General features: G+C 59.8%; 21 protein-coding genes and 1 pseudogene. 9 read left to right on the forward strand and 13 right to left on the reverse strand.

From position 1 onward, the window contains the following. Window positions 1–512 precede the first annotated feature (512 nt). The 3 genes from MFF62_RS27210 to MFF62_RS27220 are packed head-to-tail and all read right to left on the reverse strand — an operon-like array spanning window position 513 to window position 2,957. Window positions 513–1,310 carry a carboxymuconolactone decarboxylase family protein gene (locus tag MFF62_RS27210; protein WP_473700887.1) on the reverse strand — a complete coding sequence of 266 codons (798 nt, stop codon included), beginning with the start codon at window positions 1,308–1,310 and terminating at the stop codon, window positions 513–515. Beyond that, window positions 1,288–1,782, reverse strand: a complete 495-nt coding sequence (locus tag MFF62_RS27215) for a (R)-mandelonitrile lyase (RefSeq protein ID WP_404990845.1) — start codon at window positions 1,780–1,782, stop codon at window positions 1,288–1,290. Before MFF62_RS27215 ends, MFF62_RS27210 begins: the two co-directional genes overlap by 23 nt. Then, window positions 1,779–2,957, reverse strand: a complete 1,179-nt coding sequence (locus tag MFF62_RS27220) for an MFS transporter (protein WP_238266459.1) — start codon at window positions 2,955–2,957, stop codon at window positions 1,779–1,781. Before MFF62_RS27220 ends, MFF62_RS27215 begins: the two co-directional genes overlap by 4 nt. A 275-nt stretch (window positions 2,958–3,232) precedes the next feature. Between MFF62_RS27220 and MFF62_RS27225 the strand changes: the two genes are divergently transcribed. After that, on the forward strand, window positions 3,233–3,715 hold the full coding sequence (locus MFF62_RS27225; RefSeq protein WP_238266359.1) for a (2Fe-2S)-binding protein: 483 nt from the start codon (window positions 3,233–3,235) through the stop codon (window positions 3,713–3,715). Continuing rightward, window positions 3,712–6,018, forward strand: a complete 2,307-nt coding sequence (locus MFF62_RS27230) for a xanthine dehydrogenase family protein molybdopterin-binding subunit (protein WP_238266362.1) — start codon at window positions 3,712–3,714, stop codon at window positions 6,016–6,018. Before MFF62_RS27225 ends, MFF62_RS27230 begins: the two co-directional genes overlap by 4 nt. A 28-nt stretch (window positions 6,019–6,046) precedes the next feature. Here MFF62_RS27230 and MFF62_RS27235 read toward each other — a convergent pair whose 3' ends face one another. Beyond that, window positions 6,047–6,940 carry a LysR family transcriptional regulator gene (locus tag MFF62_RS27235; RefSeq protein WP_238266367.1) on the reverse strand — a complete coding sequence of 298 codons (894 nt, stop codon included), beginning with the start codon at window positions 6,938–6,940 and terminating at the stop codon, window positions 6,047–6,049. A 219-nt stretch (window positions 6,941–7,159) separates the two neighbouring features. On the opposite strand from MFF62_RS27235, the gene MFF62_RS27240 reads away from it, so the two are divergent. Then, window positions 7,160–7,570: a (R)-mandelonitrile lyase gene (locus tag MFF62_RS27240; RefSeq protein WP_238266372.1), complete on the forward strand. Its 411-nt coding sequence runs from the start codon at window positions 7,160–7,162 to the stop codon at window positions 7,568–7,570. Window positions 7,571–8,100: 530 nt separating this feature from the next. Continuing rightward, the gene (locus MFF62_RS27245) at window positions 8,101–8,709 is read left to right on the forward strand and encodes a response regulator transcription factor (RefSeq protein ID WP_238266374.1); all 609 of its coding nucleotides are present in this window, start codon (window positions 8,101–8,103) and stop codon (window positions 8,707–8,709) included. 46 nt (window positions 8,710–8,755) lie between these two features. Here MFF62_RS27245 and MFF62_RS27250 read toward each other — a convergent pair whose 3' ends face one another. Beyond that, window positions 8,756–9,016 carry a hypothetical protein gene (locus tag MFF62_RS27250; protein ID WP_238266375.1) on the reverse strand — a complete coding sequence of 87 codons (261 nt, stop codon included), beginning with the start codon at window positions 9,014–9,016 and terminating at the stop codon, window positions 8,756–8,758. A gap of 772 nt (window positions 9,017–9,788) precedes the next feature. On the opposite strand from MFF62_RS27250, the gene MFF62_RS27255 reads away from it, so the two are divergent. Both MFF62_RS27255 and MFF62_RS30825 read left to right on the forward strand, forming a co-directional pair. After that, a complete protein-coding gene (locus MFF62_RS27255) occupies window positions 9,789–10,688 on the forward strand; it encodes an MBL fold metallo-hydrolase (RefSeq protein WP_238266377.1) in 900 nt (299 codons plus the stop codon). A gap of 302 nt (window positions 10,689–10,990) precedes the next feature. After that, window positions 10,991–11,984 (forward strand): annotated as a pseudogene (locus MFF62_RS30825) (IS30 family transposase). Window positions 11,985–12,232: 248 nt separating this feature from the next. On the opposite strand, the gene MFF62_RS27265 reads toward MFF62_RS30825, so the two are convergent. The 7 genes from MFF62_RS27265 to MFF62_RS27295 all read right to left on the reverse strand — a co-directional run bounded on the left by MFF62_RS27265 (window position 12,233) and on the right by MFF62_RS27295 (window position 19,532). Next, complete coding sequence (locus MFF62_RS27265) at window positions 12,233–13,624, reverse strand: aldehyde dehydrogenase family protein (protein WP_238266381.1); 1,392 nt, start codon at window positions 13,622–13,624, stop codon at window positions 12,233–12,235. Window positions 13,625–13,637: 13 nt separating this feature from the next. Next, the gene (locus MFF62_RS27270; RefSeq protein ID WP_238266383.1) at window positions 13,638–13,940 is read right to left on the reverse strand and encodes a putative quinol monooxygenase; all 303 of its coding nucleotides are present in this window, start codon (window positions 13,938–13,940) and stop codon (window positions 13,638–13,640) included. A 12-nt stretch (window positions 13,941–13,952) separates the two neighbouring features. After that, on the reverse strand, window positions 13,953–15,005 hold the full coding sequence (locus tag MFF62_RS27275) for an Ldh family oxidoreductase (protein ID WP_238266385.1): 1,053 nt from the start codon (window positions 15,003–15,005) through the stop codon (window positions 13,953–13,955). 51 nt (window positions 15,006–15,056) lie between these two features. Continuing rightward, window positions 15,057–16,514, reverse strand: a complete 1,458-nt coding sequence (locus tag MFF62_RS27280; RefSeq protein WP_238266387.1) for a CitMHS family transporter — start codon at window positions 16,512–16,514, stop codon at window positions 15,057–15,059. Between the two features lie 208 nt (window positions 16,515–16,722). After that, a complete protein-coding gene (locus MFF62_RS27285; RefSeq protein ID WP_238266389.1) occupies window positions 16,723–17,142 on the reverse strand; it encodes a cupin domain-containing protein in 420 nt (139 codons plus the stop codon). 376 nt (window positions 17,143–17,518) lie between these two features. After that, complete coding sequence (locus MFF62_RS27290; RefSeq protein WP_238266390.1) at window positions 17,519–18,538, reverse strand: GntR family transcriptional regulator; 1,020 nt, start codon at window positions 18,536–18,538, stop codon at window positions 17,519–17,521. Then, on the reverse strand, window positions 18,531–19,532 hold the full coding sequence (locus tag MFF62_RS27295; protein WP_238266391.1) for a Bug family tripartite tricarboxylate transporter substrate binding protein: 1,002 nt from the start codon (window positions 19,530–19,532) through the stop codon (window positions 18,531–18,533). The genes MFF62_RS27290 and MFF62_RS27295 overlap by 8 nt, the downstream gene beginning before the upstream one ends. A gap of 294 nt (window positions 19,533–19,826) precedes the next feature. Here MFF62_RS27295 and MFF62_RS27300 point away from each other — a divergent pair, with 294 nt between their 5' ends. The 3 genes from MFF62_RS27300 (at window position 19,827) to MFF62_RS27310 (ending at window position 23,261) form a co-directional block, all read left to right on the forward strand. Then, a complete protein-coding gene (locus tag MFF62_RS27300; protein ID WP_238266392.1) occupies window positions 19,827–20,891 on the forward strand; it encodes a lactonase family protein in 1,065 nt (354 codons plus the stop codon). Window positions 20,892–21,654: 763 nt separating this feature from the next. After that, window positions 21,655–22,491: an oxidoreductase gene (locus tag MFF62_RS27305; RefSeq protein WP_238266393.1), complete on the forward strand. Its 837-nt coding sequence runs from the start codon at window positions 21,655–21,657 to the stop codon at window positions 22,489–22,491. Between the two features lie 77 nt (window positions 22,492–22,568). Then, on the forward strand, window positions 22,569–23,261 hold the full coding sequence (locus tag MFF62_RS27310) for a TetR/AcrR family transcriptional regulator (RefSeq protein WP_238266394.1): 693 nt from the start codon (window positions 22,569–22,571) through the stop codon (window positions 23,259–23,261). A gap of 587 nt (window positions 23,262–23,848) precedes the next feature. On the opposite strand, the gene MFF62_RS30970 is transcribed toward MFF62_RS27310, so the two are convergent. Then, on the reverse strand, window positions 23,849–25,618 hold the full coding sequence (locus MFF62_RS30970; RefSeq protein ID WP_404990846.1) for an FAD-dependent monooxygenase: 1,770 nt from the start codon (window positions 25,616–25,618) through the stop codon (window positions 23,849–23,851). Window positions 25,619–25,657 lie beyond the last annotated feature (39 nt).

Consider the following 25,657-nt stretch of genomic DNA (forward strand, 5'->3'; position numbering starts at 1 on the left):
CAACTCGGTAGTGGCGAACTGGTTCAAAGGCTTACCTTAAAGGGCCCCATGCTGAGTTGTCGCGCTTCGCTTCTGAATTCCCCCACGCCATAACTTGAGCGAGCACTTCAACTCCCAGGAAAACTGCCCCTGGCGCTACCACTACAGATCGAGTGGCGTAACGTACGCGCCATTGCGAGCGCCCTCGAACCCGGCCCAGTCCGGTGTTGCTCGTACACCGGGCATGCAACCTGTCGGTGGCGAACGACCGAGGAGGGTCGGCTACGGCCTCCTGGCTCTGACGTAGCGGCACTCGGGGCTGCCGTTGGCCGCACAGCTTTGCGTCCAATACGTCGCCTCGCAATTGATCCTATCCCTAGATTTGGGCGCATGATGTATCGAATAACACCCGTCCCGAACGGCGCAAATCGTGGTCGCTATACCCGTCGCTTCGGCTGTCACGACCAGCATGGCTGGAACGAAACGGCCGGCGTCTTTATCCGAAGTCCACGGTGTGCGGCGATGTGGGCAGATCACCGGCGGTCAGTTTCGGCCACCATTTGCCGATCCAGCGCCTCACGCGCACGAAGACCGTTGTCTGCGCCGACACGATCCGTCAAAACCTGAGTGACCTTCAGCAACTGCGCCGCACTTAGGCCCACGTTCATGCTTATACGCATATGCGCCCGCAACTGTGGCTCGACGCCCGCAAGGGAAGACAGCATGCCGAGGGTGGCCAGTTCCCGGCTCTGCCAGTCGAGCGTGTTGCGTTCGAAGATATCGCCGAAGAGGTGCGTCTTGAGATATTCGTCAATAGCCGGCGCGAACTCGAAGAGTGCGCCTTTGACCGGCGCACCCGACAGCTTTGTCTGATTTGCCGTGCCGGCGGCCAGTAACGCATCGCCCTTGGGAACGGGTGCGCTCGGATCATTGCCCTCTGCGTCGCGAAGTCCGCGCTGTTTGCGGGCTTGGACCACCTGCATCATTTCGCTCAGAGCGTTAAGGCTCCGAGGAAATCCGGCATAGGCGTACAGCTGAACCAGAATCTCCTTGGCATCACTGATCGTCAGACCCGCGTCCAGCCCCTCGTTCAGGACGGTATTGAGCCGCGCGATATCGCCTGCCGCCGCAAAGGCGGCGATCGGGAGGATCGCTTGCTGGCGAGCCGTCAGGCCTGCAGACGCCGTGTTCCGGCCAGTGTTGGATGGTGTCTCGTTCATGCCCCGGGATTCCTGAGCTTGGGCAGCGCCCAGTGATACGCAAAGCGCAACCGCCAGCGCCATGACCTTGAATTGCCGGACGGAAGGCTTACCTCGCGTGGTATTGAGCATCGGTGACCTTCTCCATCCATATGACGTTTCTTCCCTCGACACTGCCAGTGACGGCAAGATGGCTCATGGCTGTGTCCGCCGACGCGCCATGCCAATGCTTGACACCGGGCGGGCACCAGACCACGTCACCGGCCCGAATTTCGCGGACGGGTTTTCCCCACTCCTGTGTCAGGCCTACCCCGGACAACACCACCAGGCGTTGACCTGCTGGATGGGTGTGCCAATCAGACCGGGCCGAAGGCTCAAAGGTGACGACGACGCCAGAGGCGTTGATGTGTTTGTCTGCGGGCCAGACCGGCACGACCTGCACACGACCGGTAAAGAAATCGGGAGATCCGGCCGTGGGTCGTTGCGTGCCGGCTGGCACGATCTGCTGAGCCTCGACTTGCTCGCCTGCAAACGTCGGCGTCATGACTGAGGCGGTGACCACTACGGCCACGTTCATCACCATCACTCTCTGAAGGAGCTTCATCGTAACTCCTGCGGTTGCATATGAGTGGGCAGATTGTCGGATTTCGCGGCGCCATCTGTCCTCGCCGCGCGTGCCGCCATGCCTGCAAAAACGGCACCGATAAGCAGCAGCGACGCGCTCCCTATCAGGGTGCTACAGTAGCCATGCGTATCGAACAGGATGCCACCGACCGTAGAGCCCAAGGCAATCGACAGTTGGACAACGGCTACCATCAAGCCGCCACCTGCCTCGGCATGGTGCGGGAAAGTGCGGGTGATCCAGTTCCACCATGCCACGGGCGCCGCCGTTGCCACCAATCCCCACAGCGCCAGCACCATCGCGACACTGATGATGTGATGGCCCAGGCCGATCAGCGCAAGTGCAATAGCAGCCATGATTGTCGGGATTGCTACGAGCGTGGCATAGAAGGCCCGTTTCAGCACCGTGCCGATCGCCATGGTTCCAAAGAATCCCGCCACACCAATGGCTAGCAGAATCAGCGACAGGCTCGACGCCTTAACATGCGTAACGGTTTCCAGAAACGGTCGCACATAGGTGAACAGCATGAACTGCCCAGAGAAGAATGCGCCGGCCGCAAGCATGCCTAGCGCAACGACCGAGCGCTTCAAATGTATGAACACATTCTGTCTGCCTTCTGGGCGGGATGGCACCGGCATCGCGGGAAGGCTGAACCACTGCCAGGCGAGCGCGATCACCGCAATCGGTACCAGACAATAGAATGCCCCACGCCAGCCAAAGACAGCACCGAGGTAGCTACCAAGGGGTGCCGCGATGACGGTCGCCAAGGCGTTGCCGCTGTTAAAGATGGCCAGCGCACGCGGCACATGGTGCGCCGGGACCAAGCGGATGGCTGTCGCCGCCGACATCGACCAGAAGCCGCCCACGACGACGCCAATCAACGCGCGGCCGATCAAGTAGGCAAGGTAGTTCGGCGCGACCGCGATGATGGTGCCCGATGCCGCCATGACCGCCGTCAGACCGAGTAACAGCAGCTTGCGGTCCATGCTTCCAGCGACGGCGGAGATGAACAGACTCGTGAACACGGCGAAGGCACCGGAAATGGCGATGCCCTGCCCGGCCATCCCTTCGGTGACCCGCAGGTCCGCGGACATCGGCGTCAACAGGCTCACCGGCATAAACTCCGATGCGATCAGCGCGAAAACGCAGAGCGTCATCGCAAAGACGCCGCTCCAGTAGGCGGGCGGCTGTGATGCGCGATACGCCGAGTCCTGATGTGGGGATAAAGCCTGAGGCGGTGCAGTATTTTCCATCGGCCGTATCATCGCAAGACAGGCTCCGCGCGACTAGCTGCCCAATACTTCTTGCCTTGATGAGCCAATCTCATGAAATGCATTGATGAACGTGCTTTATGATGCTAATGAACCAGCTCGCATAATCGGATCTGTCCGTATCCGATACTATTCCGCGATTCCCACCTCTTATCCGCCCCATGACTACCATCAACATCAACGGCCAGGTTCATGAGGTCGACCTCTCCCCCGACACCCCGCTTCTGTGGACGCTTCGTGATGCCCTCGGCTTTACGGGAACAAAGTTTGGCTGCGGCATGGCGCTGTGCGGCGCGTGTACCGTCCATGTCGACGGGCAACCGGTCCGCTCCTGCGTCACCCCGATCTCGGGTATCGGCACCAAGGCAGTGCGCACGATCGAATCGATGGATTCGGATTCCGTAGGCCGAGCCGTACAGGACGCGTGGGTCGAGTTGGGGGTAGCCCAGTGCGGCTACTGTCAGGCAGGACAGATCATGACCGCCACCGCACTACTGAAGTCAAATCCGAAGCCCTCCGATGAGCAGATCGTCGCGGGAATGAGCGGCAATCTTTGCCGGTGCGGCACGTACACGCGCATCAACGCCGCTGTGAAACTGGCGTCCTCCCGCCTTGCGGCAAGCAAAACGGGAGCCAAGGCATGACGCGCACCGACCTTGAAACGCTTGAACAACCAGCGCGCCGCCGCATCCTGCAGGCAGGCGCGGTATTCGCGCTGTCGCTCCAGTTCGGGGGCCTGATCACCAAGGCGGTGGCTGCCGACGTCGGCAAGAAGTACGGCGGTGCAGCGATGCCGGGCGGCGTCGTGGACGATCCGCTGGTGTTCGTCTCGATTTCTCAGGATGGCACAGTGACCATCGTGGCACATCGCGCTGAAATGGGAACGGGCGTACGAACCAGCCTGCCGATGGTCGTGGCCGATGAGATGGAAGCGGACTGGAGCCGCGTGAGGATCGTACAGGCCGATGCCAACGAGGCGCGCTATGGCAGCCAGAACGTGGACGGATCGCGCAGCATGCGCCATTTCCTCGCACCGATGCGTCGGGTGGGAGCATCTGCCCGGCAAATGCTTGAAGCCGCTGCCGCGGCACACTGGAAGGTCCCGGCTGCCGAGGTGCAGGCACGCAACCACGAAGTCATTCATGCGGCAACCGGTCGGCGACTCGGATATGGCGATCTCGCCGAAGCCGCGATGCGGCAGCCGGTGCCGAAGCACGATCAATTGCGCCTCAAGCGACCGGATGCCTTCCGCTATATCGGCAAGGGCAATATCATGCCAGCCGACGGTCGGGACATTGCGCAAGGCAAGGCAACCTACGGTATCGACGTGCGGCTGCCGGGCATGGTATACGCCGTCATCGCTCGCCCGCCCGTCTATGGTGGAAAGCTGCGCAAGGTCGATAGCACCGACGCCCTGAAAGTTCCTGGTGTCTTGCGCGTCATCGAACTGAAGGGATTCGACGGTCCCCCACTGTTCAATCCCGTTGGCGGTGTGGCCGTGGTGGCGACCAACACGTGGGCGGCAATGCAGGGCCGCGCGGCGCTCAAGCCGGAATGGGACGATGGTGCCAATTCGAACTATGACTCCACTGCGTTCCGCACCACGCTGGAAGCCGCAGTGCGCCGCCCCGGCAAGCCGTTGCGCAATGATGGCGATGCCGTGGCGGCGCTGTCGGCCGCCAATGGCCAGCGCAAGGCCTCGGCCGAGTACTACATCCCACATCTTGCGCATGCCTCGATGGAAACGCCCGTAGCGACCGCTCGCTTTGTCGGCGGGAAGTGCGAGATCTGGGCGCCATCGCAGGCCCCCCAGGGCGCCTTGGAAAGCGTGGCGAAGCACGTCGGACTCGATGCGAAGGACGTCACGTTGCATCTGACGCTGCTGGGCGGCGGCTTTGGCCGCAAGTCAATGGCCGACTTCATTTCCGAAGCTGCGCTGGTGTCAAAGGCGATGGACGGTAAGCCGGTCAAGCTGCAATGGACGCGCGACGACGATATCCATCACGACTACTACCACACGGTATCGGTCGAGCGCATGGAGGCTGTGGTGGATGCCAAGGGCAAGCCGACCGTATGGCTGCATCGATCGGCCGCACCCACAATTGCCTCGACGTTCCAGGTGGGCGCACAAGGCAAGGCGCCCTTTGAAGCCGGGATGACAGCCATCAACATCCCGTACCAGATTCCGTCGATCCGACTGGAATCGGCCGACGTGCCGGCTCATACCCGCATCGGCTGGTTTCGTTCGGTGTCCAACATCCCGCATGCATTCGCGGTACAGAGCTTTGTCGCCGAACTGGCCCATCGGGCGCATCGCGATCCAAAGGATTACCTGCTCGAACTCATTGGACCGGCGCGCCAGATTGATCCTGCCACGCTTTCGGATAGCTGGAACTATAACGAATCGCCTGAGCTATATCCGCTCGACACCGGCCGCATGCGCCGCGTGATCGAGGAAGCCGCGCGGAGGGCGAACTGGGGCCGCAAGCTGCCAAAGGGCCACGGGCTGGGCATAGCCATGGCGTACAGCTTCGTAACCTATGTGGCCACCGTGGTGGAAGTGGCCGTGGATGCAAAGGGCCAGATCACCATTCCACGCGTCGATGTAGCGATCGATTGCGGGCCGCAGGTCAACCCCGAGCGCATCCGTTCGCAAGTCGAAGGTGGATGTGTGATGGGAATCAGCCTTGCGATGCTGGGGGAGATCTCGTTCAAGGATGGCCGCGTCCAGCAAAGCAATTTCCACGACTTTGAGATCCTGCGCTCGCACATGGCACCACGGGCCATCCATACGTGGATGGTGGGTGGTGATTTCGGGGTGCCTCCCGGTGGGGTGGGCGAGCCGCCCGTGCCGCCCATCGCGCCCGCCCTCTGCAACGCGATATTTGCCGCGACGGGCACACGGATTCGATCGCTGCCTATCCGTGACCAGCTTTCGCAGACTTAGCCGCAGCAACGCCATCCGCTCAAGATCGTCATGGCCGGTGCCGGATGGCGTCGATGACGATCTTGAGCGCTCGTGACGACTGCCTGCGGCTCGGATAGAACGCGTGATAGCCTGGGAACGTCGGACACCAGTCTTCCATCACTTTGACCAGTTTGCCTTTCTCCGCATAGGGCTGGACGATCGGCATGGGCAGGAACACCAGGCCGAAGCCATCGAGCGCGGCATTTAGCATCTGGTTGACACTATTGCAAACGACCTGACCTTCCACGCGCGCCTGCAACTTCTTTGAACCCTTGGCCAGTTCCCAAGCATAGAGCCCGCCGCTCGTGGACAGCCGCAAATTGATGCATCGGTGCGAGAGCAGGTCACGCGGCATTGTCGGTTTGTCGCGGCCCTTGAAATACGCGGGAGACCCTGCGATGGCCATCTTCACATCGGGACTGATGCGCACGGCAATCATGTCCTTCTCGATCTGGTCGCCAAAACGCACCCCGATGTCATAGCGGTCGCCAACGATATTGGTGAGTCCATAGTCGACCGTCAACTCAACGTTCAGGTCGGGGTACTGTGACAACACCTTGGCTAGGCGAGGCCAGATGATGGCATCGATGGGATAGTCGACAGACGTAATGCGAATGGTGCCAGCCGGACGCTCGCCAAGCTCGGCCACTGCGGACAGATCGGCTTCGATTTCCTCGAACTTCGGCGCGATCGACCGGACCAGCCGTTCGCCGGCATCGGTCGTGGACACGCTGCGCGTGGTGCGTGTCAGCAGACGTACGCCCAGTCTTGCCTCGAGATTGCGAATGGTGTGGCTCAACGCGGATTGCGTGACGTCGAGGCGAGCTGCCGCGCGCGTAAAGCTTCGTTCCCGGGCGACAGTGACCAATGCAAGCAGATCGTTAAGGTTGTGGCGGGGCATGACATTCTCAGGCAAAAGAATGCGATCAGGCGTCTCGCGTCGCGAATAGCGCTATGAACGCATTTCATCAATGTTCCCGCTATTGTTCAGCCTAGCGCGCACTGCGCGCAAGTGGTTTGCCGAGAGTTCCCGCATGCAGCATTCACATAGTTCAATTCCCCCGCTTCGCATCCTGCCCAGAGAGCAAGTCATCGCCACAGTCCCGGAGGCGCGTCCAGCATGATCACGATCACCCAGTGCGGCTCCCAGCCGTCTATGGACGGCGCAGCCGTCAGCTTCACGGGCAGCGTCCGCATTGACGCGCATTTCCAGGCCGGCCCGCCTGCGCGTGTAGGAGGCGCGACAGTCACGTTCGCGCCGGGTGCGCGAACCGTGTGGCACAGTCATCCGCTCGGGCAGACGCTTCTTGTGGTCGCGGGGATCGGCTTCGTACAGCAGTGGGGCGAGCCCGTCCGAACAATGGGGCCAGGGGATCTGGTCTGGATCCCACCCAATACCAAACACTGGCATGGCGCTACAGCAGCTTCCACCATGGCGCACATTGCCATCACAGAGGCGCTGGAGGGTATAGCGGTGGACTGGATGGAGCCTGTGGACACCGATCAGTACGCTAAAGCATCGATGCGGTAGGCGGTGGATGAATGGAGCGAGACAATCTTATTCAAGTTCAAGCCGGCTTCCCATAATGAGGCTTTTGATATGCGGCAATGGGAAGTCCGCGATTCCGATTGATTGGACTGCGCGAAACACAGCGTAGAGACTGAATACACCCTCAGTTACGGCATCCGCTTCGCCGTGCCATAGAGATAGCCAGGCAGCGTTAGTCAGATCCATGAGACAGCGTCCCCTCGCTTTCGGGAGGATCTGGCGCAAGCCATCGAGAACAACACTGCGCAGGAGGCTGCGGCCAGTGTGCGTATCGGTACAAATACAGTTCTGTCCGGAAGCCCCCCGATAGGTTCCATTCGGTATCGTTGACCGTCTCGCACAATCTGCAGGCCATTGCCACGTAATCCAGTAGACACACACTTCGCGAGCATGCTTAACAAGAAAAATAAGATGTCGTAGTGAAATTCTTAGTGGCGTCCGTGACAGGCTTGCAAGTCACTGCTGCTGGCGATACGTTGATGCCACCTCTGAAACTCGCGGACGGAGCTTCCATGTACGAGACGGTGATCATCGTAGACAACGACGAAAGTGTAAGTAGAGCTCTTACAGGGATTTTTGGCGTCAAAGGGTATCAAACCGTCGCGTACTCATCGGCAGAAGCATGCCTTCGGGCCGTGGACCAACATTTCGGCCCCGCGTGCGTCATTGCGGATCTGCGGTTGCCTGGCATGGGCGGAATCGAACTTCAAAAGAATATGCCCGCGCGCTTTCCGGTCATCATTCTGACCGGTCATGCGGACGTCTCGGGAGCCGTGACGGCAATCAGAGCAGGCGCCGTAGAGTTTATTGAAAAGCCGGCAGGGACGAACACGCTCTTGACTGCAGTCGAAAAGGCCATGACGCTCGCGCGTGCAAGACACGCCGACGCCATCTGCGTGAAAGCGCTGGTATCTAAAATGAGTCTGTTGACCCCGCGCGAACGGGAAGTCATGGCGCTCGTCGTCACCGGCCTCCGAAATAAGGATGTGGCACGGGCTCTTGGGACGGTCGAGAAAACGATCAAGGTCCATAGGGCTCATATCATGCAAAAGCTCGAGCTGAAATCGCTCGCCGAGATGGTCCGGTGCGCGGACAAACTTGCCCAGATTGTTGAACTCTAAGCCCCTAGCTGGAACAATGCTTCGAAGCTAGTTGTTCTCCAATAGGCTAGTACTTGATGTCGCGTGCTGTCTGGCGCCCGCCCTGCTTGGCTTGGCGTTTGTCCTGTCGGCAATGCGAATTGCTCTGCTGATTGGCCGCACGGCAGTCCTGTTTCGTCTCCCGCGAGTTCTGACGCGTGTCCTGCCGTACATCCCTGCCTTGACGGCGCTGCTGCGCCTGTTCCGTGGCCTGCCCCACCACCGGGATGATTCCAAAAAACACTATCGCCACCGTAACGGCAATTTGTCCGGCTGTACGCTTATTCATCTCGCGTCTCCATGTGTACCTCAAATCAAGCAGCCCAAGAGCCTCGGCGCTGACCTTCAGTTTTGTACCATGCGCGCAGGCTTACCATTGGACTTTCGACTCAAGTGCCGCGCCGGCCGCCACCAATCCGAAAGGGCCGCATTCCTTCCATCGAACGCAGTTAGCAGTCTCGATGAATCGTTGAGCCGCCTTCCGCCTCAGGAGCACGGAGGCTGCCTTAGCCGACACTGACAACAAACTGCCGAATCGCTAGGCAAATTCGGCCCACCAGCGACCGCCCATCGCCATTTCCAAACTCTGGATTGGACGTCAGCGAAAGGCTTCGCTCGCTGAGGGCTGGATGGCTGCGTTGGCAATGCGTAGCGATTTGAAGCGAGGGGACAGGCTCTAGATCGTGGTCAACGTCGTCGAGCATGTAATGGGCAAATGGTGCTGGTTACACCATCGACGAGCGAACGTCGTGCAGCGCTCACGGCCCGCTCCAGATCAGCAAGCGGCTGGCGGCGGAGGTCGCAAAAAAAATGCGAGCGCTCGGGTAGACACATTTGCTGAAAACAGGCGGTCCGACGCAGTGTAGCGCGTCTCTTAGGCACATTGCCGTCACAACAATGCTGTTTCCTGGCGGGCACCACAGATGTTCATTCCCAACCCTACCGAGTGATTCCGAAGCTGCGTAAGCTACCTTTCCGAAGGTTCTGAAAGGCCCGGCAAATACAACTAGTAAGCGCATCTCGCCCGCCGGCAATCAACGTTGCAGCAATAGGAGTTCAACATGTGTTTATGCCACGGACCACTTTACCCTGAACACGATTTGGTCCCTTCGCGCTACGCGACGCGCGTTGGAGATATCGAGGTAATCGTCATTAGCGATGGTGCGATACCAGTACCCGCCGCCGTACTTGGTACGAACGTCGATTCGGCGGTGAGAGACGCCGCACTACGCGGCCGATTTCTCCCGGATGTGATCGATTGGGGCCTAAATGTCGCCGTTGTCCGCAGCGGCGGCCGGACGATCCTCATCGACGCCGGGATGGGATCGGAGATGCCGGAATCGACAAGAACTGGACGGCTGGCCCTCCGACTGAAGTGCGCCGGCATCGATCCGCGAACCGTGACCGATTTCATCGCAACGCACATTCACATGGACCACATTGGCGGACTCCTCGACGCGCGGCTGAGAAGTCTGATGCGTCCAGATCTTCGGGTCCATGTGTCGCACACCGATGTCGAGTTCTTTCAGGCACCCGACTTTTCCCACAACACGTTTAACGGTATCCAAGACATCATCCGGACAAGTGCACGCAATTTCCTGGACGCCTACAAGACGGAGTTGCGGCCATTCGACAAGGAGTATCAGGTGGCCCCAGGCGTAGTGGTGACTCTCACCGGCGGGCATACCCCGGGACACAGTATCGTCCGCGTGGCGTCCGCCGGTGAAAGGTTGACGTTTGCCGGTGACGCGCTAGTCCCGGTCGGGATCGAATGCCCCGAATGGGAAAACGCCTTTGACCACGAACCGGAGGAAGCGACTCGTGTCCGCGTCCGCCTCTTGCGAGAAGCTGCGGAAACTGGTGAGCTGTTCCTGGCTAGCCACCTTTCATTCCCCGCACTCGGACGCGTTGCGCCCGATGGCAAGTCCTTCAAGTATGTACCGGCCAACTGGGCGTACTAACAAGCGACTCACGCCTATGCGATGGATCCACATCGCAATAGCCTGCGCATAGCGACATAGTCATCTCGCTACGATGCTGACGCGCGGCGATTGGGGAAGGTGGGGGCCGGAGGCGCTGGAACTCCCTTTAGCGTCGTTGTAGACCAATAGAAGACTGCCCCCTCTGGGCAGTCTTCTTTGCTTCGCTCGCAACGCTCCATTCGCTTCAAAGGCCTGCGGAGAGATTGCGGACGGCTTTGGCGAAAACCCCGATACGGCGGTCGTTAGGATGAAGTGCAACACCCTGATGTTAGGGTGTTGGGATGGGACAAAGCTACAGTCAACTGAATCGAAGACCGTAACAGTATTCATCGCCTGCTAAACGAGGGGTACAGCCTGCGTCAGATCGCGAGAGTGGCGGGGCGAAGTCCGTCGACTATTTCACGCGAGGTTGCCCGGGCCGGAGCACATCGGTCATACGATGCTGCGAACGCGCAGGGCGTAGCGCTGAGAAGACGTCGACGGGGGCCGCGCAAGCTGGCAGCCGGCACCGCGCTACTGAAGCTGTTGAGAGCATGGCTGCGCTTGGGCTATTCACCGCAACAGATTGCAGGCAGACTCCGGCGCATGTATGCCCACCAGCCGGAGTTCCATGTGTCCCACGAGACGATCTACTGCGCAATCTACGCCACGCCAAGCGGTGAGCTGCGCCGCGAGCCAATCGGCAATCTGCGTAAGGCCCACAAGGAGCGACGGCCAAGAGGCGCGGGGACGATCGCCAAGGCAAGCTGCACGATATGCGCTCGATCCACGAGCGGCCAGAGGAGGTGTTCGATCGGCTGGTGCCCGGACATTGGGAAGGCGACCTGATCAAGGGCGCTGGAAATCGCAGCGCAGTGGCGACGCTGGTGGAACGCAAGACGCGCTTCATGGTGCTGGCGAAGATGGACGGTTGCGGGAGGAGGCAGCGCTCGAAGCTTCGACCAAGAAGTTTCGTCGTGTGCCGCTGGCGCTTCGCAAGAGCCTGACCTACGACCAGGGCAAAGAGATGGCGCATCACGCAGAGCTGACCAGGCGAGTCAGCATCGAAGTGTTCTTTGCCGACCCGCACAGTCCGTGGCAGAGGCCAAGCAAGGACTGGTTCGGGAGTATCTACCGAAAGGCGACGATCTATCGGTCTTCTCGCAGGGGTACTTGAACAGAGTCGCGAAGGCGCTGAACTATCGGTCTCGGGCGGTTCTCGACTTCGCGACTCCCGCCGAAGCCATTGCCGAAGAGATCAACAAATTACGAACTGGTGTTGCATCTCAGACTTGAATCCGCCCTGATATGAGCGGCCAGATTGCGGCGGCCGCGGGCACTTTGTCGGACCGCCGAAGTGATCGGGCGCTTTACGGCCAGAAGCGGCCATTTTTATCCACCGGCACGAATGGCCGAACATCGACTATTTTCGGCCTTGCCTGGAAGTGAATCCCAAAAGCCGAGAGGGTAAGTCTATGCCTACCTGCCCTCTCGGGGGTACTGCGCTTCCGCCTACCGGCAGTGGAAATAAAACGCTGAGATACTTACGCGGAAGCAACTGCCCAGTAAGTGCGAGCGTTCGTGAATTCACGGATGCCCGCCGCGGCCAGTTCTCGGCCATAACCCGACTTCTTGGTGCCGCCAAACGGGATCCGCGCGTCCGATGCCGTGATGGCATTGATGAACGCTGCACCGCTGATGATTTGCCTGGCAACGGCCAAAGCCCGCTTGTTCGAGCCCGCCCAGACGCTTACGGACAACCCAAACGGCGTCGCGTTTGCGAGTCGAACGGCGTCGGCATCGTCCTTTGCAATAGCGATGGCGGCCAAGGGGCCAAAGGTCTCTTCATCGAATGCCGCCATACCCGGTTGCAGGTTGCCCAGTACCGTGGCTTCGTAAAAGTTGCCCGGGCCTTCCATCGCCTTGCCGCCCGCCAGCAGAACCGCACCTGCTTCCAGAGACCGCTGGACTTGTCGATCCAGCGCGTCACGCAAATCCGGGCGTGCGAGCGGTCCCATCTGGGTCGCCGAATCAGTTGGATCGCCAACAACCAGGTTCCTAGTGGCTTCCACGAAGCGCTGGGCAAACTCCTTCGCAATGCCTTCCGAGACAATGAATCGCTTGGCGCATACACAACTTTGGCCGGCATTGTGGAAACGCGCCTTGACGGCTGCGGCCACGGCTGTCGACAAATCGGCGTCGTCCAGAACGATGAAGGCATCCGAGCCACCCAGTTCCAGGACAGACTTCTTGGACGCGCGGCCAGCGGCAGCGCCCACGGCCGCACCAGCGCGATTCGATCCTGTTAACGTCACGGCGGCAATGCGATCGTCCTGGATCAGTCCGTCGATGACCTGCGGCACCTGCGGTTCGGCCACGACCAACGTTGTCACCACGTTCTTCGGCACGCCGGCATCGAGGAACAACTCTTCGAGAGCCAGTGCGCAGCCCGTGACGTTCGGCGAGTGCTTCAGGAAGACACCGTTACCTGCGGTGATCGCCGGAATGGCGAATCGCATCACCTGCCACACCGGGAAATTCCAGGGCATGACCGCCAATACGAGGCCGATGGGTTCATAGCTGACCCAAGCGTCGACGCCCTCGATGTTGACCTTCTCATCGACCAGGATGCGCTCTGCATTGTCGGCGTAGTAGAGGGCCGTGACGGCAGACTTCTCCAGCTCGCCGGCGGCCTCTGCTCCGACCTTGCCCATCTCGGCCGTAATCAGTTCGGCGAACTGCTTGCTTTGCCGGCGCAGCTCTTCTGCAAGCCGTCGAACGGCGGCTACCCTCACTTCAAGCGGCTGCTTGCCCCACGCTGCAGCGGCTGCATGGCCGGCTTCAAGAGCTTGCTCGATCTGCTCGGCGCCCCACCCGTCGTACGTTTGAAGGGCTGCTCCGGTGCTCGGGTTATAGGTTGTAATGGTGTTGGTCATGGCTGTCCTGTTTTCAGGCGTGATGGAAGAGCTGGGTGCAGATCGTGTTGACCTGGCTACCCTTCACCACACAGCGATCCGCTGCCTTGCGCCACTCTGCAAAATGCGGCGCGGCGCGATGGGCGTCGATGGCGACCTCGTCGTCATACAGTTCGTAGAACATGAAGTGATGCGGATTCTTAGTGTCCTGCGTGACGTCGAAGTACTTGCAGCCGACTTCATCGTTGAACGTACGCGCGGCGTTCTCCTTGATGGCAGCAAGGAACTCTTCCAGGCGTTCCGGATAGACGTCGAGGGAAACAATCAGGGCGATCATCACAATGTCCTTTTAGGTATTGGCGGCCGGAAATGCCGTGCCGGTTTCGGTAGCAAGCTTGACCATGCTTTGCCAGGTGGTATCGGCAAGAGAGATGCCTGCCTCTTTCAGATGGGCCGTGTTGCGGTCCTCAAGCTCACCCGGGAAGAAGATTTCTTCAATGCCGTGGGCCTTCGGCACTGCCTTTACTTCGCTGATCAACGTTTCCATACGCTGCTCGAACTCCGCGAGCGGCATCGTCGACTTGATATCGATCGTGATCAGGAGGTGACCGCAGCCGCTGGGGCGGCTCGCTTCGTAAGGGCCGGCGACGTTGGAGCCGAAGTGGCTGCCGGTCAGCACGCCAGCAAGGACGTCCATCATGAACGAGATGACGTAGCCCTTGTGGCCTGCCATCGGCAGAATCAGGCCGTGAATGGCTTCCTTTGCATCGGTCGTCGGTACGCCGTTTTCATCGGCCGCCCAGGTATTCGGAATCTCGACACCACGCTCCGCTGCGAGGTAGATCTTGCCGCGAGCCACGGCGGTGTTCGCAATGTCCATGACGGCAACGCCGCGGCTGCCGGCCGGCGCTGCGATAGACCAGGGATTCGTACCGATACTCTTCGCTTTGCCACCCCACGGCGCCATGGCAGGACTGGCGTTTGTGGCAAGGATCGCCACACAACCCTCCTTGGCCGCCATTCGGGTGAAGTACGCAGCGGTGCCAAAGTGGTTCGAGTTGCGGACGCCGACCGCACTGATGCCGTGCTGGCGAGCCCGAGCAATGCCGAGTTCGACAGCGTTTGCCGACAGTACCTGGCCAATGCCGTGATGACCGTCCATGACAGTCACCGCGCCGCCGTCCATCACGATCTCAGGCGTGGTGACAGCCGTCATGACGCCGCTGCGCAGGCGCTCGACATACCAGGGAAGCCGGAGCATGCCGTGCGAGGAGTGGCCCCATAGCTCCGCAACAACCAGGCTATCCGCCAGCAGGTGCGCGTCTTCGGTAGGGACACCGAGGGATTCGAGAACCGCTGTCCCGAACCGGGTCAATGCTTCGGCGTGAACGGTGGTTGGCATGTCAATCTCCAGATAGTGCGATGTTCGTTTGTTGCGTTACGGCCGAGTCGGTTAGATGGGATAGGCGCCGGTCAATCCGCCCACAATCAGCATGACCAGCCCGACCGCAACGGCGCGCCAGATGGTCTTCCTGGCGTGCTCACCAAGCTCCACCTTTGCGAGTCCTGCAAGCAGAAGAAAGGAAGGCACAAGCGGACTGGATTGGTGCAGCGGTTGCCCAACGATTGCAGCGCGCGCCATCTCTACGGCCGAAATGCCGTAGTGCGAGGCAGTCTCCGCCAGGATCGGCAGCACGCCAAAGTAGAACGCGTCGTTGCTGGTAAAGAAGGTCATCGGAATGCTGATGACTCCGGTCACGATGGCCAGATGCGGCCCCCAGGACACCGGGATAATTGCTACGAGCCACTTGGCCATGGCTTCAACCATCCCGCTTCCGCTCAGAACACCCGTGAGCACCGTCGCCGCAAACACCATGCCGACCACGCCGACGATGCTTGATGCGTGAGACTTGATCTGCTCGGACTGATCCGCCACGCGAGGGAAGTTGATGACGAGGGCAACGGCCACACCGAGAAGGAAGACCACCGGCGAAGGGATTACCTCGATCACGAGCAGCGTCATCACGGCCAGCGTCAACAGCGCATTGATCCAGACGAGACGCGGACGTGCGTGGGGACGCTTGATGATGTGGCCGTCATTCGAGAAGGGTGCGGAAGATTCATCTTCGTCATTGCGCGACGACGTTACGGATGCGTCCACGCGCATGGAGGCCATGGCACCAGGATGTGGCAGGGTCATAGCACCGGCCTGCGCGCTGCCGAAGCTCGACGACCCCGTTGCCGCCGACTGTCGCGCACCCGAACCCAGTAGGCCTGAGTCAGGCTGGATGGCGAGAATTCCGAGACGCGTACGCTCCGCCCGTCCCAGCGCATACGCAAGACACAGCAAGGCGCACACGGCAGCGAAGATCGCAGGTGCCATCGGCACAAAGATATCCACCGGATTCAGTTTGAGCGCTGCCGCTGCGCGTGCCGTGGAACCGCCCCAAGGCACCGTATTGAAGATGCCATTGGCTGTCGCGGCGATACACGTCAACACCCACGGGTTCATGCCCAGTCGGAGGTAGATCGGCAGGAAGGCCGAAGTCACGATGATGAACGTCGTCGAGCCATCACCGTCGAGCGACACAATGGCGGTGAGGAGCGCCGTGCCAATCGCTAGACGCACCGGATCATTGTGGACAAATCGCAGAATCAGCTTGATGAGCGGGTCGAACATGCCGACGTCGATCATCATGCCGAAGTAAATGATGGCGAAGAAGAGCAGGCATGCCGTCGGTGCGACGGTCTTGATGGATTTGATGATCGAGTGCCCAAGGTCGAGCCCCCCGCCTGCGATCAGCCCAAAGACGATGGGCACCAGGATCAGCGCTGCCACCGGCGTGAGCCGCTTGGCCATGATCAGGGTCATGAATGCGGCAATCATGCCGAAACCGAGAAGTACCAACATCGTTGTCTCGCGTCATTGTCTGGACCGGCAGGCGGGTATGACTTGCTAACTAGCCTGTGGGGACTGACGAGACATAGGCTCGGCGGCCGGTCACATTTTTTAGGAGCGCACGAGCCCTTCGCCCCGGCTTGATCCGGGTCGGTTCCTCGCGCTGCATGGTCCGCAGCGATTTGCCGCAGACCTGGGATGGAGCTATTGGCGTTAGCGCTCAGCGCTTGCCGTGTTCTGCCGAGACCGGGTTCGTGACGCCCGTTTCGACCAGGGTGCGCGTCGCATCGACCGTCGCGTAGATCCACATGATCTTCATCGGTTCGGTCTTCGACACGTTGCGGAAACGATGGTTGACGTTCGGCGGAATGAACGTAACGTCGTGCGCCTTGAGACGGTACTCGAGGCCATCGATATCCAGGATCGCCTCACCTTCCATCAGAACCACGCTCTCCTGGCAGTTATGGCTGTGGAAGGGAATCTCCACACCACCATCGAACGACGTGTAGCCGGTGATGAAGCTGGTCGTACCCAACTCACGCGACACCAGCGGCGTAGTACGTGCGCCACCGCCACGCTCATGCGTAGGCAGCGTTTCTGGCTTCAGGAGGACGGCGCCGGAAGGGGTCTTGCTGGTCATGTTTTGTCTCCGATCTGGATTCGCGGTCGGCTGCAAATGAGCTGGCTGCGCGGGGAAGTATCGCGACGCAAAGCGATAACGCCTTGCATGCCTTGCCGCGTGCAAATCCCGATTGCGACGCTGCCTGGTTGATCGAAGTATAGCTTTTTGTAATCACAGAATGCAAAGACGAAAACTTAGGCGTTTACCCTGCATCACCAGTGAATGATGCTTTCAAAGGGACTTCGGCAGCCGATGGCGCTGCCGACAAATGCACTTTGTGGGAAAAAATGGAGATGACAGCAAAAACTACGGGTGAGCCCTTGCAGCCCGGGAACGGCGGAAATTGCACTCTGAGGGAAGAAACGGCAATAGGCGCCCGAACGCGCCCTGCGAATCAGGCTGCGCTTTTGAAGACGGACTTGCTGCGAACCTTGCGCTGACGTGCCCCTTCAAGATGCTCCCGCATCAATCCCGCCGCCTTCAGCAAATCCTGTGCGGCAATGGCGTCAAGGATGGCCAGGTGTTCGATCGCCTGCTCTTGTCGCGGCTTGCGGTCTTTGGCTTGCCCGTACTCGATAAGGCGTCGTAGCGAGTCCATACGCTTGATGGATTGCACCAAGAAGCGATTGCCAGACCATTTGGCAATCGTTTCATGAAAGCGGCTGTTGGACTCGAACAGCTCGATCGGTGTCATCGTCTTGTACCCGCCGTCCACGATTGCCCGCTGTTGGCGGCGCAGGGAGGCAAGCTCGACAGAATCGGCGCGAAACCACGGGCTCAAAAGACCCGTGGGCTCCAGGGCGGTACGATAGAGGTAGCTTTCCTCGTAGGCCTGCGCCGAGTCGATCATTGGCAGGAATGTCCAGCCATGCCCGATGGAGCGTTCGACCCACCCCTCCTCCTGGATTTTGGACAGCGCCTTGCGCAATGCACTGCGTGCGACGCTGTATTGCCGCATCATGTCGGCTTCGGTCACAAAGTCCGGCAGTGCGCCGCTTAACCGGTCTTCTGCGATCTTCAGATGCAGCGGGTCGTCTGGCTCCTGCGATAGCTCCTGAGCGATCGCGGACAGATCGGTGGCGTCCTTGTTCAGGAAGAAGCCGCGATTGTGGTCATGGACGACTGCGCCAACCTCGACGAGATACCGCAGCGCAACATTGACCGGTGACCGCGACACCCCGATCCGGTCGGCCAGAAGACTCTCCGCAAGGTGATCGCCGGCGCGAAGCGCGTCCAGCCGCGCCAAGGCAACGATTTCCCGCGCCACGCGCGTTTGCAGTTGAGAGAGATTCATGGTTCGACCGGCGGTAAGAGGTAGGGCCACCGAGTCATTCGGGGCACTCGGCGTCATGGTTTCAAATCGCATTTTGCCATGACAACCGCCAATCGCCCACGCCCCTGCCAGGTCAGTCAATACGCATTCCCAACTGCTGGATGAGCTTCGACCACTTGTCGTTTTCCTTGCGGATCAGGGCGGCGAATTCAGTTCCGCCGGCTGCCGTCGGCTCGTAGAGCTGGCTCCGCAGCCTGTTGGCGTTCTCGGGATCCTTCAGCCCTGCCAGAAGCGCTTGGCTCAACCTCTGGCTCACCGCTGCGGGCGTACCCTTCGGCACAACCGCCCCCGCCCAGGAGGTCGCCTCGTATCCCGGGACGGCCTCGGCCATGGCCGGTACGTCGGGCAAAGCGCTGGCCCGCTTTGCCGAAGTGACAGCCAGGGCCCGCAACTTGCCGGACTTGATATGTGGCAGCGCGGCCAGGGGATCGGCAATGCACGCATCGACTTCGCCCCCGAGAACCGCAACGACCGCCGGCGCACCTCCCTTGTAAGGCACATGGACAAGGTCGATTTTTGCCAGCGACTTGAGCATCTCCCCGCCGAGGTGGTTACCGCTGCCGTTGCCGGCGGAGCTGTACGCGAGCTTACCGGGCTTCGACTTTGCCAGCGCGATGAACTCCTGCAGGTTCTTTGCTGCCACATTCGGATTAACCACCAGGATGTTGGCGACGGATGCCATCCAGACCAGGGGATCGAAATCGCTCACCGCGTATCCCGGCCGCGAATACAGATGCGGGTTCAGAGCCATCGTGGACAGGTTGACGAAGGTCATCGTGTAACCGTCGGGCGCAGCACGGGCGCCGAGGACCGTTCCGATGTTCCCTGCGGCTCCAGGTCGGTTGTCGATCACGATCGGCTGGCCCAGCAACCCCTGGGCTTTGCCTTGGACCGTCCGGCACAGCAGATCCGCGCCACCGCCAGCGGCCTGCGGCACGATGAACGTAATGGGTTTCGAGGGAAAGGCGCTCTCTGCCATCGCGAGACGCGGCGATATCGATGCAATGCCAGCCAGCGGCGCTGTCAGGATGCCTTGCATGAGAGCGCGACGTCGTTGATTGGGTACGGAAGTCATGTGTTGTCTCCTAATTGACCTTGTTTGCATATCGCTTTTTATGATCATAGAATGCATAAAACAGAGCAACAACTCATTCATGACTGCTTGATGCGACTTGCGTGACCCTTGCGCCACGAAATCTGGAAAATCTAGGGTTTACATATGTGAAATCCACTCGATCCGCCTCCCAAGGCGTGGACGGCTGGTAGATCGCCTGGAGTTTCGGCCTCAGTGGAAGACCCTTACATTGCCTTTCAGGCTTTATAAATGCATTTATGCGCATCGTTGACGCGAGCGCGGACAGGACGAGACATGCCAACGATTGCTTATACGGGTTGCCGGACGACGGCGAAACGCAACGCGCGAGGTCAGGGGATCGAAGTGTTCCGCCTCGACGGCGAAGGTAGGTGGACCCACCATCAAAGCGTTGCTGGTCTCGTCAATCCATCGTATTTGTTGGTCGATCAGGAGCGGCTTCGTCTTTTCTGCGTGCATGGCGACGAAAGTGAGGTCAGCGCGTTTCGCATTGACGAGGGCAACGGTTCCCTGACCCAGCTAAATACCCAATCTACCCAGGGCTCCAACCCCGTCCACCTTTGCCTGGCCCAGTCGGGCACCAACCTTGTGATCGCGAACTATGCGACCGGGACGGCGGTCGCGCTTCCAGTCATGGACGACGGCCATCTGGAACCCGTGGCGAGCACCCTCCAATTCACGGGCCAGCCTGGCCCCAACGCTGCTGAGCAGCGATGTCCGCACCCACACCAGGTTTTGCGCTTGCACGGCACCAACCGTTTTGTCTTCCCTGACAAGGGGACCGATGCGATCTGGTTCGCCGAGTTCGACGACATCCGCAGGACTTGGCGGCACAATTCCGTTCAGCGCGTTGCTGCTCGCCCGGGTGCGGGCCCCCGCCACGGGGTCTTTCACCCTTCTCGCCCATTGCTCTACATCGTCAACGAGCTGGACTCGACGCTTGCTACCTATCTGCTCGACGACTCGGAATGCGAGCTCATTGGCATGTCGGACTTGCTGCCAAGTGGCTTCAAGGGACACAACCAGTCCGCAGGTATTGCTTTGGACCGGGCCGGCGAGCGCCTGTTTGTGAGCAACCGTGGGCACGAAACGCTTTCGACGTTAGCCATTGACCCAGCGACCGGAATACCGCAATTGACGGGATGGGTACCCTGCGACGGGAAGGTTCCAAGATTTATCACTCTCGGTCCGGCGCAAACAGGTCTGGTTGTTGCACATGAGGGGTCGGACACCATCCGCGTCTTTCCATTCCATGACGCGTCATTAAGGAGCCCCTTGGGAGCCTCCCAGCAAGTAGCCAGTACGGGCAGCCCAACGTGTGTGGCTTTTGTAACCCTTTGACGCACGATGTCAATGCGCCGAGGCGATTTGGCTATGTATGACCGCTTGCCCAACAACTACGGCCATTTGCCTGGGATGCGCCAGATGGCCGAGAAGGGTCGACAGTTGCCCCTGGGCTCCGCAAGGGCTGGTCGGGTGGGCCGAGGGGCGGAGACCGGCCAATATGGGGCACTAGGCTGATCGAGATCGATGACCGTCCCCTAGCCGAGATCCGCCGTCCGCTCCCTTGCCAATTTGCGTAATGTCCCAGTTGGGCTGAGTCACCGACGACCGGTCCCCATGATTGGGAAGGCCGATCCGTTCAGGAAATCGCCGTTTGCGTCCCTGCGCGTCGTGGGATATTTCGATCCGCCCCCCCCGAGTGTGCACGACCAGGGCTGGCACCGACGGGAAGGCGATCTGGAGGAAGGCGCCCCGCTGATCGACATCGAGATAGCTGTCCTGGAACCATTCGGACGTGGCGCCAGCCCATCTGCCTGTACTTGTAGTAAAGATTGCGGCCATCCGTCCGTCCTAGCTGCCGCGTCGCAGTCTCGGCCGCCAACTTCAACAGCTACTGGGACCTACGCTCAATGCCATCCGTAGTTTTCGGCTCGTCACTTGATAAAAGCCCATTGGTTCTTTAATATAAGGCCAATGGTCCGTTATCTGCGTCTGGTTTCATGGAGTTAGATGCTGGGCATGCGGTAGCGGTTGTCGACGTCGGGTTGCGCAGGTGCCGGCAGGCTGGCGTTGGGAAATGTCAACGATGGGGAAATATCAGATGACGCAACACAAAACCTGGCTGATCACTGGAAGCTCACGCGGCCTCGGTCGCAAGATTGCGGAGGCCGCTCTGCAGGCGGGAAAGAATCTGGTTGCAACGGCGCGAAACGTCCGTCAACTGGACGATCTAGTTTCAGTGTACGGCTCGAAAATCAAAGTCCTCGCGCTCGATGTCACCGACCCGAGCGCCGCGCATCGGGCGGTCGCCGAAGCGGTCGAAACCTTCGGTCGCCTCGATGTGCTTGTCAACAACGCCGGATATGCCGACGTGGCTGCCATCGAAGACATGCCTGATGCGGTATTTCGAGCGCAGATCGACGCAAACTTCTATGGCGTCGTGAATCTCACGCGTGCGGCCCTGCCGGTCATGCGCGCCCAGCGGGCAGGCCACATCATCCAGATATCTTCTGTCGGCGGACGCGTCGGCGGCGCAGGCCTTGGGGCGTATCAGGCTGCGAAGTGGGCCGTCGGCGGCTTCTCTGAAGTTCTAGCTAAAGAGGTGTCATCCTTCGGCATCAAGATTACGGTCGCCGAACCAGGAGGAATGCGAACGGACTGGGCAGGTTCTTCCATGGCAGTACCCGAGATCAGCGACGCCTACCGATCCGTCATCGAACCGGTCGTCGAACGCTTGCGATTGGCAGATGGCCGTCAGCCTGGAGATCCCGCGAGAATTGCGCAGACCCTGCTCGATATCTCCGCAATGGATGAACCGCCATTGCGTCTGCTCCTGGGCAGCGATGCCGTCGCTGTTGCCAGGATGATGTCCGAGAGACTTGCGGCTTCCGATGAGAAATGGCGGGCCGTCAGCGAGTCAATCGCCTTCCCGGTATAGTTCTGGACCGATAGACGGGAAGCTGCTTTCAGGCGTCGCCACCCGATGTTGCGACGGCTGAAAGCAATAAGAATTCGATGACGAACAAGACTGATCCAGGATTCCAGCGAGCACGTACTGACCAGCAAAAGGAAGTACGAAAAACAATCATTCTCGATGCCGCCCGGGAACTTCTCGAAGCACTGTCGGTTCGCGAGATCAGTCTTCGAGAGCTAAGCCGCAAGGTAGATCTATCCAAAGCCAATGTGGTGCGCTATTTTGAGACGCGCGAGGCGGTGTTTTTCACCCTGCTTAACCAGGCGCTTGAGGATTGGCTCATTGATCTGCCGGCGGAGCTAAGCGCCGAACTTCCTGGCGATGGCGTGGATACGGCATCGTTTGCGAAGGCGCTAGCGAGATCGATTGCGCGCAGGCCACTCATCTGCAAACTCTGGAGCGCGCTGGGTGGCGAACTTGAAAGTAATCTTTCGCCCGAAGCAGTTCGCGCTTTCAAGCTTGAACACTCTGAACATCAATCTCAACTGGCACGAATCTTCCGCGACTTCATGCCGCAAGTCAGCAGCGAGAACGCCCGAGATTTCGCCTCCATCTTCGTCGTCATGGTCGCAGGACTCTGGCCCTTTGCAAATCCTTCGGCCTCAGTCCAGCAAGCACTACTAGATCCAGCACTCGCTGCTGCGCGGGTGGACTTCGTGGCGCGGCTTTCCCACTTCCTCACGATCTCAGTGACAGGCATTGTTGCATCAGACGCTCGGCCAGACGCCAGCTAACAGCGGGTGCCTTCTGTTCCATGCAATCGCAGCGAGCATTCGCTGCGGCCACTCCGGCCACGTCAATTTGAGCCTGTCACTAGCCGTTTTTGACCAATGTTTCGAGCGTCCCCGTTTGCCGCACAAACGAGGAAGTTGACCAGAGCGCCCGGACGGGCGATGAAATGCTTGTCCGGGACACCATCCGATGTCGGTGACCTCTTTCGGGCAAGTCGATGGGAGCCACCTTTAGTCGGCTACAAGAATCCGGCTTCGCATCAAAGCCTGTTGCCAGGCAGACTTCTGGGTTCGGCCAGAAGCGGTCATCCGCCTACCTCCCTCCGTTCGTGATGAGGCGGCCGCTCAGACGCTGGGAGTTTTCCCAACTACTCACAGAAACTACTCATGCACGCGGTGCGAGCGATGGGGTCAAATCGTCCATAAGCTGCCGTCCGGTACCATTGCACTCATTCCAAAGTTGCACCCTCACGCCCAGGATAAATAGTAGATGAGCTACGACTTGTTCTTCACGTTCCCACAGCATCTTTGCAGCGGTAGGCGACATGGTGAATCTTCTCGATGTTGAGCATCGTTTCATGCCTCTCTTTTCAAATATGGTTGCCGCAGGCGCTTTGAAGCGTCGAACGAGTTGCATTCGCCACGATCTCCTCTTGATGTACTGTGCAGCCTCGCTCGCGGAGACGAGTAGGTTGGGATGGAGGATCGCAATCCCACCACGGCGGCGAGTTGCCAACTGCACAAGCCAGTGCGTCGGCAATCCTGAACGCGTCCACGTCCCGCCATCTGGCACAGATATAGGTGTCAGGACGAATCAGATAACATGTGCCGGCCCTTGCGTCATAGCGACCTGCCGCGTCGCTCTTCGAATCGCGGAGTACCTGGACGGCTAGCCACCTGGACGCCGACGCAGTGATAGCGGCATGAGTCAGAAATACGATCCGAAAAGGAATATCGCCTTGTTGTAGCCGGCGCAATTGGCGGGTGGTGACTGGGTCAAGTCCAGCCGGTGCGCCAAAGATTATTGCCACGAACTCGCCACCCAGATGCGAGCGCAACCATGTCTGTCCCGACACTCCGTCGACTGCCGCATCGGGACACAACATGCCAGGCGCGAGTTGTCCGGAGAAGCTGTCGGCGTCCCTCGTCGTCAACGTTGAGTCTGGCGCAACTGCCGGCCCAACCCCCTGCCCTTCGCAAAACAGCGACCGAGCAAATTCATGATGACTCGCCAGCGTCAGCATTGCATTGCGGAAGACGTGGCTCTGTGAGGTGCGCGGACTGAGAATTTCTGTATTGCGGGAAGTACTGCGTGTTGATCGGCAGAGCGCAGCGTGTTGTACTTCGCCGAAAGTTTCGAGCAGGACCGAAGGTGCCGCACCTTGCATCACGTATGCAAGCTTCCAAGCGAGACTTCTAGCGTCCTCGAAACCCATGGCAGAAGCGCACTGGCGAATCGGAAACCCCACATCATGAGGGGGCCGGGTGAAAAACACGCGCCCCTGTCGGATCGGCTCGAGTCTTCTCCCGGGATAAGAGCGAACCTCGACCGATTCCATCCACATTCCTCCCGACGAGTCCAGTGCAGTTTGCGCGATTCGCATGGCTTCCGCCGCAGCAGCTTCTCTCGTCGCGATCCTCTCCCCTCCGAGATGGGCATAGAGCCTCCAGCCGTTTTTGGGCAATCGCTGCAAGGCTAGCCATGGCCCCCCATGAAAAGGGGCGTCGAACCATAACCTGTCTTGTGTCCGAGAGGATCCACTCATCCTGAAGTCTGCTATCAGAAGTGCGTCGTGGCGAGCATGGTCCACGTCGACATTAAGCAGTCTGCGCATCCGTGATTCCGATCCGCCGGTATCCACGACATATTGCGCAAACAGTCTTTCCGATGCAAAGGGCGTTTTTAGAGCAAGCTCGACACCGTTCGCACCTTGTTTGACGGCCGTGACCTGGCAAAGCTGCCGTATGCTGATGAGGGGAAGCGAATCAATTCGACGGCGGAGGCATTTGGCCAACGCACTGGGGTGCAAGCGGATATGCGCGGGAAGTCTCGCCCCCGACTCCGAACTCGCCTCAATCGTACACACTGTCGCCTCGCCAAGACTGACCACCACTCGCTCGGGCACAGAGCATTTTGCTAGCACATCTGTGGCGCAGCCCACCCTATCAAGGGCGTCAAGTACTCGCGAATCATACGTAGCGTCCATCAACCCGCAATCTGGAGGTGTGAGGCCATCGTCGATAAGCAGCACCGGAATATTCTGAAGCGCGAGTTCGGCCGCCAGGACAAGGCCAATCGGCCCAGTCCCGATCACAACGATTGTCTGAGAGTGTCCACGACTGCCTGCCTTTGTCTTCATAGCAATAGCGTCCTCGCTCCAGAAGGTGCACGTAGCTTT

Source organism: Cupriavidus pauculus, from assembly GCF_022179805.1.
Taxonomy (GTDB): domain Bacteria; phylum Pseudomonadota; class Gammaproteobacteria; order Burkholderiales; family Burkholderiaceae; genus Cupriavidus; species Cupriavidus pauculus_E.